At 39.7% G+C, this 12,816-nt stretch carries 12 protein-coding genes; 9 read left to right on the top strand and 3 right to left on the bottom strand.

Annotated features, from left to right (window positions below; all coding sequences use genetic code 11):
* The first annotated feature begins 108 nt into the window (after positions 1–108).
* The 6 genes from ACYVFA_RS18240 (at position 109) to ACYVFA_RS18265 (ending at position 7,224) form a co-directional block, all read left to right on the top strand.
* A complete protein-coding gene (locus ACYVFA_RS18240) occupies positions 109–744 on the top strand; it encodes a 3-keto-disaccharide hydrolase (RefSeq protein WP_460473290.1) in 636 nt (211 codons plus the stop codon).
* Positions 745–1,026: 282 nt separating this feature from the next.
* A complete protein-coding gene (locus ACYVFA_RS18245; RefSeq protein WP_460473291.1) occupies positions 1,027–3,909 on the top strand; it encodes a PVC-type heme-binding CxxCH protein in 2,883 nt (960 codons plus the stop codon).
* 199 nt (positions 3,910–4,108) lie between these two features.
* Positions 4,109–5,275 carry an FG-GAP repeat domain-containing protein gene (locus ACYVFA_RS18250; protein ID WP_460473292.1) on the top strand — a complete coding sequence of 389 codons (1,167 nt, stop codon included), beginning with the start codon at positions 4,109–4,111 and terminating at the stop codon, positions 5,273–5,275.
* Between the two features lie 138 nt (positions 5,276–5,413).
* A complete protein-coding gene (locus tag ACYVFA_RS18255; protein WP_460473293.1) occupies positions 5,414–6,103 on the top strand; it encodes a 3-keto-disaccharide hydrolase in 690 nt (229 codons plus the stop codon).
* A 104-nt stretch (positions 6,104–6,207) separates the two neighbouring features.
* Entirely contained in the window at positions 6,208–6,717 is a 510-nt protein-coding gene (locus tag ACYVFA_RS18260) for a hypothetical protein (RefSeq protein WP_460473294.1), read from the top strand.
* A gap of 84 nt (positions 6,718–6,801) precedes the next feature.
* Positions 6,802–7,224, top strand: coding sequence for a cupin domain-containing protein (locus ACYVFA_RS18265; RefSeq protein WP_460473295.1), 423 nt, complete (start codon positions 6,802–6,804; stop codon positions 7,222–7,224).
* A gap of 18 nt (positions 7,225–7,242) precedes the next feature.
* On the opposite strand, the gene ACYVFA_RS18270 is transcribed toward ACYVFA_RS18265, so the two are convergent.
* Together ACYVFA_RS18270 and ACYVFA_RS18275 are read right to left on the bottom strand one after the other, a co-directional pair.
* Complete coding sequence (locus ACYVFA_RS18270; RefSeq protein ID WP_460473296.1) at positions 7,243–7,686, bottom strand: hypothetical protein; 444 nt, start codon at positions 7,684–7,686, stop codon at positions 7,243–7,245.
* A 47-nt stretch (positions 7,687–7,733) separates the two neighbouring features.
* Positions 7,734–8,219 (bottom strand): hypothetical protein, encoded by a 486-nt coding sequence (locus tag ACYVFA_RS18275; RefSeq protein ID WP_460473297.1) that lies wholly within the window; start codon positions 8,217–8,219, stop codon positions 7,734–7,736.
* A 301-nt stretch (positions 8,220–8,520) separates the two neighbouring features.
* Between ACYVFA_RS18275 and ACYVFA_RS18280 the strand changes: the two genes are divergently transcribed.
* From ACYVFA_RS18280 to ACYVFA_RS18290, 3 genes are all read left to right on the top strand, one after another.
* Positions 8,521–9,129: a hypothetical protein gene (locus ACYVFA_RS18280; protein WP_460473298.1), complete on the top strand. Its 609-nt coding sequence runs from the start codon at positions 8,521–8,523 to the stop codon at positions 9,127–9,129.
* Between the two features lie 317 nt (positions 9,130–9,446).
* Positions 9,447–10,328, top strand: a complete 882-nt coding sequence (locus ACYVFA_RS18285; RefSeq protein ID WP_460473299.1) for an SDR family oxidoreductase — start codon at positions 9,447–9,449, stop codon at positions 10,326–10,328.
* Between the two features lie 111 nt (positions 10,329–10,439).
* Complete coding sequence (locus tag ACYVFA_RS18290) at positions 10,440–11,360, top strand: helix-turn-helix domain-containing protein (RefSeq protein ID WP_460473300.1); 921 nt, start codon at positions 10,440–10,442, stop codon at positions 11,358–11,360.
* 40 nt (positions 11,361–11,400) lie between these two features.
* Here ACYVFA_RS18290 and mnmE read toward each other — a convergent pair whose 3' ends face one another.
* Positions 11,401–12,771: a tRNA modification GTPase gene (mnmE, locus tag ACYVFA_RS18295; protein WP_460473301.1), complete on the bottom strand. Its 1,371-nt coding sequence runs from the start codon at positions 12,769–12,771 to the stop codon at positions 11,401–11,403.
* Positions 12,772–12,816 lie beyond the last annotated feature (45 nt).

The raw sequence follows: 12,816 nt of genomic DNA on the forward strand, positions 1-12,816 counted from the left end.
TCTTAAGTAATATAATTCAACCCCATCCCCAGCCCTTCCCAAACAATGAGGAAGGGGGAGAGATTGTTCCCTTCCCCACTATGGGGTGGTACCCCTAAACAGATTTGTATGAAATCTTTATTATTCTATTCAACTATCATCGGTTTTTTGCTGATGAGCTTTATTCCTCCATCTAAATCGGTCAGAATTTTTGATGGCAAAACCTTTAAAGGCTGGTCTGGCGATACGGTGAATACCTGGCATATTGAAAATGGCATGCTGGTAGGTGGTTCTACCGAGAAAACAGTGCCGCATAACGACTTTCTGGTTACGACCCGCACCTATGCCAATTTTATCATGAAAGTGAAAGTAAAGCTGACGGGTAACGAAGGCTTCATTAATTCGGGCATCCAGTTCCGTAGCAAACGCTTGACTAATCCTGCGCATGAAATGGAAGGTTACCAGGCCGATTGGGGAGAGGGTTATTGGGCAAGTTTATACGATGAGTCTCGCAGAAACAAAACCCTGATAAAACCAGATTCGGTACAAATCAAGAAATGGATAAAAATCAATGACTGGAACGATTACGAGATTAGGGCAGAAAAACGTCATATCAGACTCTATATAAACGGCAACCAAACCGTAGACTATACTGAGCCTGATACCAGCATTCCGCAATCAGGTTTAATCGGCTTTCAGATTCACGGCGGTGGTAAGGCTAAGGTGTATTTTAAAGATGTGTTTCTGGAGGAATTACCGGAGTAAGGAATTGAGTGATTTAGTGAATGAGCGATTTAGTGATTGTTTAATAGTGAATTGCGAATTAGCGAATAAATGAAAGATAATTTATTGTAGCTATTCATTAATCCCCAAAATGTAGACAAATACACAATAGGTGACACAATTATTCATCAATCTAAACTAATAGATTTACTAATTCGCAATTTGCTAATTCACCATTAATCACCGCAGCGGCGGCCGCTCATTCACTAAATCACACAATCACTTAATAAATTTATTCAACCAATATCAATTTGACCTATTTCTATGAAAAAATCCCATTTGCTCTTACCATTACTGGTGTTACTCTTTACTATACCTAATGTGTATGCTCAGGAGGAAGCCGAAAAAGTTGATGTCGAGTACCGATTAGATGCCAGTATGCTCGGCTATTTTGCTAAAAACGGTGCTCGTAACCCCACATTAAAAGCGTCGAAAGGTAGTACGGTGCGCATTACGATTGTAGATACCGAATTGATGACGCATGATATTGCCTTAGAAAAAATGGGTCTGAAAAGTAAGGCGGTCAATGAAAAAGGACAGACTGCCAGCATTACTTTCAAAGCCGAAAAAAGCGATACCTATTATTGTACTGTACCGGGTCACCGCGCTGCCGGAATGGTGGGTAAACTGGAGGTAGTAGACGGCCCAATTACAGAAGCCGTTGTAGCAGGAAAGTTACCCATGAAAGACGGTCAGCCATTGAACCTGAATTTCGAAACAGGTACATTAAAAGACTGGACGGCTACAGGTAATGCTTTTGCCGATCCACTATATAATACCGACCCATCGCCTGTGCATGAGAAAGATATGAGCATCGGTTTTGAGGGCAAATACTTCTTAAGTAGCGGTGGTACAACCAATTACCAACAGGTAGGTACACTAACCTCGGTACCTTTCAAAGTAACCCAACCTTATGCGGCTTTCAGTGTATCGGGCGGAGCTTTGCAGGATACGCGTGTGGAGATTGTACAGGCTGATACCAAGAAAGTGATTTTCCATTCAACAGGGCAGGGGCGAGCTACTTTGCAACCTGTGGTGGTAGATTTAAAGCCATATCTTAACAAAAATATCTTTATCCGCATTATAGATAATGAAACGGGTATATCACAGATTCCTTATATTCCGAACGATAAATGGGCGCATATCAACTTCGATAACTTCCTTTTTTATCCGTCTCGGCCGAACTTCCCGAATGAGTTAAAACAAAAAGATATTATCATTCTTCCTCCGCTTGACCCTGTGATTAACGCAGGACTTTCAGGCACAGAAGCAGCTAAGGCTATGACTTTACCTAAAGGATTCAAGATTAATCTGGCAGCAGCAGAGCCTGAGATTGTTCGTCCGATTTGCTTTACGATTGACTGGAAAGGTAGATTGTGGGTTGTAGAAGGGCATACCTATCCTGTACCTGCACCTGAAGGACAAGGCAGAGACCGCATTCTGATTTTTGAAGATACCAATGGTGATGGAACGCTGGATAGCAGAAAGGTTTTCATGGAAAACCTGAATCTGGTGAGTGGGATAGAGCTAGGAATGGGTGGTGTGTGGTTAGGCGCGGCGCCGTACTTGATGTATGTACCATTGGATGCTTCCAATGACAAACCTGCTGGCCCTGCGCAGATATTGCTGGATGGTTGGGGAACGCAGGATACGCACGAAGTATTGAACAGCTTCCGTTGGGGGCCTGATGGTTGGTTATATGGTACGCATGGTGTATTTACACATTCAAAAGTAGGTAAACCAGGGACACCAGACGATCAGAGAACTAAAATCAATGGGGGCGTTTGGAGATTTCATCCGACTACACGTGAATTTGAAGTATTCGCCGAGGGCTCAAGTAATCCTTGGGGATTGGATTTCAACGATTATGGGCATCCATTTATCACCGCCTGTGTGATTCCGCACATGTACAATACAGTTCAGGGCGGACGTTTCTTCCGTCAGGCAGGTAAGCATTTCAATCCTTATATTTATGACGATATTACAACCATTGCCGACCATCGTCACTGGTTGGGTGAGAGAGGGCCTCACGCGGGTAATTTCCGGTCAGGTGTCGCAGGTGGTGGACACGCGCATGCAGGAGCTATGTTGTATCTGGGAGGTAGCTGGCCGCAGGAATACCGCAACAAAATCTTCATGAACAATATCAACGGTGCCAGAATGAATGTTGACCAGTTGACACGCTCAGGCTCTGGTTATGTGGCATCGCATAACAAAGATTTTGTGATTATGAACGACTCGTGGTCGCAATGGCTCAATTTCAAATATGATGCAAGTGGTTCGGTATTTGTGATTGACTGGTATGACAAAAATCAATGCCATAGCCCGAACCCTGATGTACATAATAAAACGATGGGTCGCATCTTCAAGATTACCCACGAGAACGATAAATGGGTGCAGGTTGATTTATCAAAGGCGACCGAAATGGAGCTGGTAAACTACCAATTGCATAACAACGAATGGTATGTAAGACAAGCCAGAGCCATTTTGCAAGAGCGTGGCGCAAGTCCGAAAGCACAGGAAGCATTGAAAGAAATCTTAGCTAAAAATCCTGATGTAACACGCAAACTAAGAGCCCTATGGACATTACATGTAACTAAGGGGTTGACCGAGAAAGATTTAGTTGCCTTATTAGGAAACCCAAGCGAATACATCAGAAGCTGGGCAATTCAGCTATTGGCAGAAAACAAGCGTGTTTCTGCTGAAACTCTGAAACGCTTTGGAACGATGGCTAAAACTGATGCTTCGCCATTAGTAAGATTATACTTAGCTTCTGCTATGCAACGCATTGACCCAAGTCAGCGTTGGGAGGTGGTAGAAGCCCTATCGCAAAAAACAGTTGATAAAGCCGACCATAACCTGCCTGTGATGGTATGGATTGCGGCAGAGCCACTAGCTACTGTAGATGCGAAACGCTTTATGCAAATAGCAGAAAAAGCTAAATTGCCTAAGTTTATGAACTATGCCATTCAGCGCACAGGAGCTTTAAATACAACAGAAGCCAAAGGCATATTGAAAGATCTGGATGCTCGTTTAGGTAAAGTGCCAAATCCGGCTAATCATGATAACCAGGCATTGATTGCCAAGATATTATCACCTAAGCAAGATGCGCACGCAGGGCACGAAGGACATGAGGGAAGTCATTGAGTGATTTACTGATTTTTGTCTTGAACTTTGATTTACCTGATTTAAATGATTTCGCTGGATTGATAAAATCAATCCAATTGATTCAGTAATTGTATCTAGAATGATTGAGATTTATCATTCAGGTAAATCAAATCAATCAGCTAAATCAAAGTTCAAGACAAAAATCATCAGCAATTAAAAATATAAAAACAGACCTTATATGAACAAAAATATAAAACTAACAACGATACTCCTGAGCTGCTTAGGCGTTAATAGCGCCTTTGCCCAAACCTCTTCCGATTGGAAGAAAACCACTCTAACCAGAGATTTTATTTCGGAAGGGGTGGCTGTGGCTGATTTGAATAAAGATGGAAAAATGGATATTGTAGCGGGGTATTACTGGTTTGAAGCACCAAACTGGACGCGCCATGAAATGGCTCCTTCACGTACTTTTGACCCTCGTAAAGAATACAGCGAGTCGTTCCTGAATCTGGGAATGGATGTAAATCTGGATGGTTGGGATGATGTAGTGATTGTTGATTTTCCGGGGAAAGTGGGTTTCTGGTTTGAGAACCCTAAAAACAAACCAGGTCAATGGGCTAAACATATTATTGATGAATCAGTAGGGATATCTAACGAGTCTCCGGGGTTTATTGATATTGATGGCGATGGTCGTTTGGATATTCTTTGCGGAGATAAAAACAAAAAGCAGATTGTATGGCTCCAAGCACCCACTAAGAAGGGCGAAACCACATGGAAACGCCATAATATCACCCAGGAAAATGTAGCAGGAACAGAGATATTTTCTCATGGCATTGGTTTTGGAGATATTGATAAAGATGGGATTAAAGATGTGGTTGTACGTGAGGGCTGGTATAAAGGAACCAAAGATAATAGTGCGGGTAACTGGGAGTTTCATCCGGCTAATTTAGGAGAGCCTTGCTCACACATGCAGATACTGGATGTAAATGGTGATGGCAAGAACGATGTGGTGAGTGCCTCAGCCCATGCCTTGGGTATCTGGTTTCATGAGCAGGTACAGAAAGATGGCAAAATAGATTTCGTCACGCATACCATGAGCAAAACTACGGCACAAACGCACTCGTCTATTATGGCTGATGTAAATGGGGATGGCAAGAAAGAGTATATTACAGGAAAAAGATTCCTTGCCCACCATGGTAGAGACCCGGGCGATGCTGATGCCGCGTATTTATTGTATTTTGAATTTACGCCGGGCAAAGAACCTTACTACAAAGAACACGTAATCGACAACGATTCAGGCGCCGGATTGAACATTGTAGCCCAGGATATAAACAAAGACAAAAAAATAGACATCGTAATAGCGAATAAAAACGGCGTGTTTTTGTTTGAGAACCTTAGAAAATAATTTAGTGATTGAGCGAGTTAGTGATTGAGTGAATAAAAAATATATTGCAATACTTTAAAAACCAATTGTAGCTATTTAATCACTCATTCAATCACTAACTCACTCAATCGCTCATTCGCTCAATTATTTATTATATTCATGAAAAAAACTTTACTACTACTATTAATATCATGCTACACCATAGCATCCTCGGCTCAGACGCCCGGTAAATGGATAACCTTATTTGATGGCAAAAGTGCTGATGGCCTGAGAGGTTATAAAATGGACAAATTCCCTGATGGGGTTTGGGTGATTAAAGATGGGTCACTTCAAACTATTCCGAAAGTAAAAAATGTCGATTTAGTAACCAAGGAGCAGTTTGGTAATTTTGAACTGGAATACGAATGGGCAGTGGATACTGCTGCTAATTCGGGTATTTTCTTCCATTTGCAGGAGGATAAAGCGATGGTTTCTAACAACGGCAATAGTCCGAACTGGTTGGATAACTTTGAGATTCAGATATTAGATGATAAGTATTTTAATGATACGGCTGCGGTTCGTTCGGCTGGGTCATTATATGATTTAATCAGACCAATGAACAAGAAACTGATGCCTATCGGACAATTCAATAAAGCTCGCCTGATTCAGAAAGACGGGCATGTGGAGCATTGGCTGAATGGCGCTAAAGTGCTGGATTTTGAAATTGGAAGTCAGGCTGTAAGAGAACTCATTATCAGAAGTAAATACAGTAAAAATCCTCGTTTTCAGGCATACAAGGAAGGGCATATTATGTTGCAGCATCATGGGCAGCGGGTGTATTTTAAGAATGTGCGGGTGAGGAGGATATAGCATTTATTGATTTGTGTGAAAATATGGATAAAGGTTAGATTGATGAAGTCTGACCTTTATCTTTTTCATTTGCTTTTATAAAGGTTTAAACAAAATAATAGCTTATGGGAGCGTGGGGAACCGGTTTATTTGACAATGATACAGCCTGTGATATTAAATATATGTTTCATAGTTTATTAGCTGAAGATTTTAATATCGAAGAAATCAAACTCAAAATAAAAGAAGAGTTTGATAACTGGGGAGAATGGGAAAAACAATTAGGTGAAGAATATGATGATGAAATAGAGTTATCTGAGGAAGACTCGTCAGAGGAGCATGATTTTACTAATAGAGAAGATTATCTAAGCTCAATGGTATATCTTCTATGGGAAATAAGAGCAGATTATGACGAATTACTCATTGATTTAAGGAAAGTGCTTGCAAAATTTGATAAGGAGACAGAATGGAAAATAGAAACGAGAGAAGAAAGAAAAAAAGTACTAGAAGACCTTATCGAAAAAGTAAGTACTCCAAAACCAGAAGAATTTAAAAATGAATATGATGATTTTCTAGAATCAAGAAAAGAAGTAAATCCAAAATTGAAGACTGCTAAACCTTGGTGGAAGTTTTGGTAAAATAGATTTCTAAAACTTATAGCGAGTAAAATACTATTAAAAAGATTCAATAATATAACATTATAAACCTAGCCCACCATCAAAATGAAAAAACTTATATTTATCTCCTGCCTTTTCAGCTCGTTTATGGCCTATGCCCAACATGATCATGAAACCAAATCGGCTACAAAAAAATGGTCGCACGTGCCTATTTTTAAACAATCGTTTACTGATAGTAGCTTTGCCAATAAAGAGGTGCAGGTAGTTGATTTTATTGTTCCTGCTGGTGCAATCGATAGCATAGCTCATCAGCATAACTGCCATTTGGTAGGATACATAGTAGAAGGAACAGTTATTACTAAACTAAAAGGTAAACCTGCACAAACTTTAAATAAAGGCGACGTTTTTTATGAGTTTCCTAACGAAATACACGAATCTTTACAAAATCCGGATAAGGAATATGATGCGAAGATTTTGCTGTATTATCTATATAATAAAGGGGCAAATTTGTATAAGAAACTGGAGTAAAAGGTTGACGATTTACAGTCAGGAAGAGAATTGATACGCCCAGTTTCTTAAATCTTGTTGCCAATATTCTCGCTTTTTAGTAAAATATGAATACGGGATGGCTGGGTTATCGGTATTGCCAAAATACAAATTATAGATACTCATATTCACTTTTTTAGAGTTTTTATTTTTACGTAGTGTCACATCAAAATAAAAGGGTTCTACCCACTGCTCGGTTGTATGTCTTATGCCCCAAATCATTACGCCGTTAATAGATAGCTTGTTTTCATACAGGTTGAAATCTTCTATTAGGGCGTCATCCATCCATTTGCCGGTATAGGTTCCCCAATTATAAGATTCATTTAATAATTGTTCGAGAATACCCGCTAGAATAGATGAGGTATAACCAAAGATTTCATTATAGTAATAATCGGGATAGGTACTCTTTTCTATAGAATGAATTGTCTTAAGAGTCTTATTCAATTCTGAACTTAATATCTTCTTTAGCTTGTCAATGGATTTTATTTTTATCACCTGATAATTGATTCTGTAAATATAATATCTTCAAATTTTGCTGTAGGATTATCTAAAAGAAGCTTATTGATTGCCTTAAATTCAGCACTTCTCCCTGCGATTTTTAGAACAGTTTCTCTAATCGGATTACCCTCAAAATATTCCTTCGTTATCTGCCAGATTATCTGGAATGTTTCTGTGTCTTTATATTTTTTTCTGATTGGTCTTTTCTCGGCATATCTAATATAAGTTTCAACCCATTTTACTGTTAGAAGCAGTTGTCTTGCAAATGCAACTGGTAAGAATAATAAAATCTCATTTGCTTCGGCCTTTCCAATATCATTGCTTATCAGATAGTCTATTATCTCTTCATCTTCACCAGGTTCATCCAGGTTTTCAATGAGATTAATCGCTTTTCTGACTTGATGGTCGAAATCAGGAGGTAAGTTTTGTTTTTGCGCCTGATTTTTAGGAAAGAAAAAGGATTTTAGTTTTGTCAACATAATATATGACAATTAAAGAATAAACGATTATTGAATTTCATAAAGATATGACTTATCCGATTAAATCAAAAGCTCAAAGACCTAACCTCCGTCGTCTCCGCATTTTTAATATTCAGCTTGATTAAGTTATTTTCATTGAGTTGCATCGGATTGTTGTTCCTGCCATAGACGAATAATTCACTTGAGTAAAGAGTAACCGTAAAATAAAATTTCTTAGAAGTAGAGCATTGATGTATGGTACATTTGATTAAGTTTTTAATGGTTTAAACTCACCTTTTTATATACTTAATCTTATCCAGTTATGAAATCTTATAGTAAAATTCTTACGCTTATTTTGGCATTTATACCCGGTTTTTGCTTTGCTGCTACACCTGAATGTCCACCTACATTGTTTGAAAAAGTGATAGCTCTTTCTCCGATTATTATTTATCTGTTTATTACTTCTTCGGTTTTTCTGAAACTTAAGAAGGAGGATGTGAGCTTAAAACAACTTCTACTTGATAAAGATATGTGGGTAACTATCAAAGAAAAAGAAGTTGAACAAACAGAGGCTGACGCAAAAAAACTGAAAGAAGCAACTGATGCGGCACGACTTGCAGTGGATAATAACCAAGGAGAGCAAGCTAACAGAACGTTCGCCAACCTGACCAGTATGGCTGCAACCGCAACACAGACAAGATCTGTAGGTGCGCCCACTGAAACTGAACAACAGAGTGTTAGCAGACTTCTGGCATTTATCAGTGGATTGGTATCCGTAGGTCTGGCATCAGTACTGATGTCATTCTATATGTGGGAGAATTTTACTGGTGATGAAGACATAAAAATCGAAGGATTAACCAATGCTCTTTTAACGCTGGGAATTGGGGTTGTGCCTTATGCCTTTAACAAAGTGGCTAGCGCGATTAAGTAATCATGCCATTGCCTCAAAACCAAGCTGCCTGTTAGAATAATTTATCAGGCAGCTTGATTGTGGGGCTATTTACCATTATTTCTGTCTTCATTCTTCCACTTTCCAATCAACAAAACCCCTTACATTGGTTTTGGCTACAACAAAATCCGATTCGGTTACAATTGCGTTTTCTACTGTTCAGATATTTGCCTCAACAAAATAATTAAACAGTGAAGCAGTGAAGCGAAACATGAAGATGCGCAAAGAGTGTCATAGATTAGTCAATGCGTATTTTCAGATAAGTTATCACTGAGTCATTTATCTAAAAAAACAAAGACATGAAAGTATTTGTAACAGGAGCATCGGGTTTTATTGGCTCTGCCATAGTGAAAGAATTATTGAATGCAGGCCATGAAGTAAAAGGTCTGGCGCGCAACGAAGCTTCAGCAAAAGCTATCGGTGAAGCTGGTGCAGAAGTATTGCAAGGTGGCCTCGAAGATATTGATATACTCAAAAAAGGCGCTTCTGAGGCTGATGGGGTTATTCATACGGCCTTTATTCATGATTTCACGCAATACGCCAAAGCTAATGATACTGACAAAGCGGCTATCATAGCTATGGGTGAGGCAATCAAGGGTACTGACAAGCCATTGATTGTAACGGCTGGTATTTTAGGATTACCTAAAAATGGCGGATATATTACAGAAGAAAGCCTTGCAGTTAACAGCCCGAGGAGCTCAGAGACCACTGCCCTGGTTTTAGCGGCACAAGGAATCAATGTTTCGGTGGTACGTTTGCCACCTTCTGTGCACGACAAGGGCGATAAAGGATTTGTGCCTTTTATTATTTATATGGCGCAGAAAAATGGCGTATCTGCTTATCCGGCTGATGGTCTTAATCATTGGCCTGCTGTTCATCGTTTAGATGCTGCCCGGTTGTTTTGTCTGGCTCTGGAGAAATCTCAGAAGGGAGCTTTGTATAATGCTATTGGCGAAAGTGGCATTGAGGTAAAAGCCATAGCAGAGTTGATTGGCCAAAAACTGAATCTGCCGGTGGCTTCATTAGAAGGAGAAGAGTTGACGACGCACTTTGAATGGATGAGTAGATTTATTGGCTTCGATAGCCCTGCAACAGGGTTGAAAACACAAGAAGCGCTGGGTTGGAAGCCTGCAAATCTTGGATTATTGGAAGATGTATCTGAAAATTATTTTAACCAATAATTGATGCATGAAGTCGGCTGTGTTTTTCGGCTGACTTTATTGTTTTCAATAAAAGCTTTATCTTTATAATAAATATATCGGATGTGCTGAACATCAGATTTACTAGAGCTAATGGAACCCAGGAAACCATTATTACTAAAGACTATCAGAGAGTTTCATAAGCTGCGTGGAATGCCCGCCCCGGAGCATCCACTAATAAGTGTAATAGACTACTCGAAAATAAAAGCTTCAGATACAGACGAGAGTGGGGGATTGCTATTCGATTTTTATCTGATTTCATTAAAAAAGGGTCTGGATGTAAAACTGAAGTATGGACAGCAAGTATATGACCACGACGAGGGGGTAATGTCATTTATGGCGCCGCACCAATTGTTGAAGATAGAACGGCAAAATTCTTCTACTGGCCCTCGTGCAGGATGGATGCTGCTGATTCATCCTGATTTTATCTGGAATACTCCGCTGGCAAAGAACATCAAGCAATATGATTATTTTGGATATGCGGTAAACGAAGCCTTGTTTTTATCAGAAAAAGAAGAGGCAACCGTCAATACTTTGGTTAGTAGTATCAGAGAAGAATACCACAATCGAATTGATAAATTCAGTCAACGTATCATTATTTCACAAATTGAAACCTTATTGAACTATTCTGAACGATTTTATCAGCGACAGTTTATTACCCGTCATAAATCCGGGCATCAGTTGCTTGGGAAAATGGAAGCTTTGCTGGAAGCTTCTTTCAATACTGATATGATTTTATCAAAGGGTTTACCGACTGTAAAATCTCTTTCAGAGGGCTTGAATGTATCTACGGGTTATCTTGGTTCATTGCTTAAATCACTCACTGGGATGAATACCCAGCAGCATATCCATGAAAAATTAATTGAAAAAGCGAAAGAAAAACTATCTACCACCTATTTATCGGTAGGTGAAATAGCCTATGAGCTGGGCTTTGAGCATCCGCAATCTTTCAGTAAATTATTCAAAAGCAAAACTCAGCTGACGCCATTGGAGTTCCGTAGTTCTTTTAATTAGGTTGGCTGTTGGCTGATTGTGGTTTTTTAGTTGTTTTTTCTTACTTTCCAATACAAAACTTACTAAAAATATTCGCCAATAAATCATCGGTTGTAATTTGGCCTGTAATCTCACCCAAATGATACAAAGATAAACGAATGTCCTGCGCCAAAAAGTCTCCTGTGATGCCTAGGCTTAGGCCACTCAACACTTCGCCTAAGGCATTGTGTGCCTTCACTAAGTGTTCGTAGTGGCGTAGGTTGGTGAGCATTGTGTCTGATTGCTTTTTTATTTTGGCTTTGGCTACTATGGCGTTTTGAAGTTCGTCTATGCCGATGTTGTTTTTGGCTGATATATGAATTGTTGAAATAGGGGTGGAGGCAGCCTCAGCCAAATTGAAAGCGCCTGCTAAATCGATCTTATTCCTTACCCAAATTATCTCCTTCTCTCTTACCATATCTGCAAAAGTATTGGCTAGAAAAAGCTGGTCGATTTCGTTTTCGAAAAGTAGGATGACGATTTCGGCTTTTTCCATGGCCTGTTTCGATCGTTCGATGCCGATGGTTTCTACGACGTCTTTGGTTTCGCGGATACCTGCGGTGTCGATGATACGGAATTTGATGCCGCCTATGAAAAGGATATCTTCTATTACGTCGCGGGTGGTGCCTGCAATATCAGTGACGATGGCTTTGTCTTCGTTGAGCAGGATATTCAACAAAGTAGATTTCCCGGCATTAGGTGGGCCAATAATAGCCACAGGAATCCCTTCTTTGATTACATTGCCTGCATCAAAAGAATCTATTAATTTTTTCAGAAAATTCTGAATTTTCAATATTAATTGTCTTAAATCGTCTCTTCCGGCAAATTCTACATCTTCTTCGCCGAAATCGAGCTCTAGTTCTACCAGTGAGGCAAAGTGTACTAATTCTTCACGTAAGGCTTTTAGCTGAGTTGAGAATCCTCCACGCATCTGGTTTAATGCCGCTTTATGGGCAGCTTCTGAGTCGGCAGCAATCAGGTCGGCTACGGCTTCTGCTTGTACGAGGTCGAACTGCCCGTTCAGGAATGCTCTTTGGGTAAACTCACCCGGCTTAGCCATCTGGCAACCATTCTGAATGAGCAGTTTAAGGATATATTTAATGATATAATCACTACCGTGGCACGAGATTTCTATCACATCTTCTTTAGTAAAGCTACGCGGCGTTTTAAAAACCGATAGCAGAACCTCATCAATTATTTTTCCTTCCGGATTTTCAGCATAATCTCTGATAGTACCGAAATGAATGGTATGAGACTCAACTTTTGTTAAATCTTTTCCTTTAAAAATCTTATTGACGATTTCGAAAGTCTTCTCGCCCGAAACCCTGATTACCCCGATAGCCCCAACGCCCTGAGGTGTGGCTAAGGCACAAATAGTATCTAACTGAACCATATTTTTTTTGCCGGAAATAGACCTTTTAATCACTTAAATTAGGCA

Source organism: Emticicia fontis (assembly GCF_054779675.1).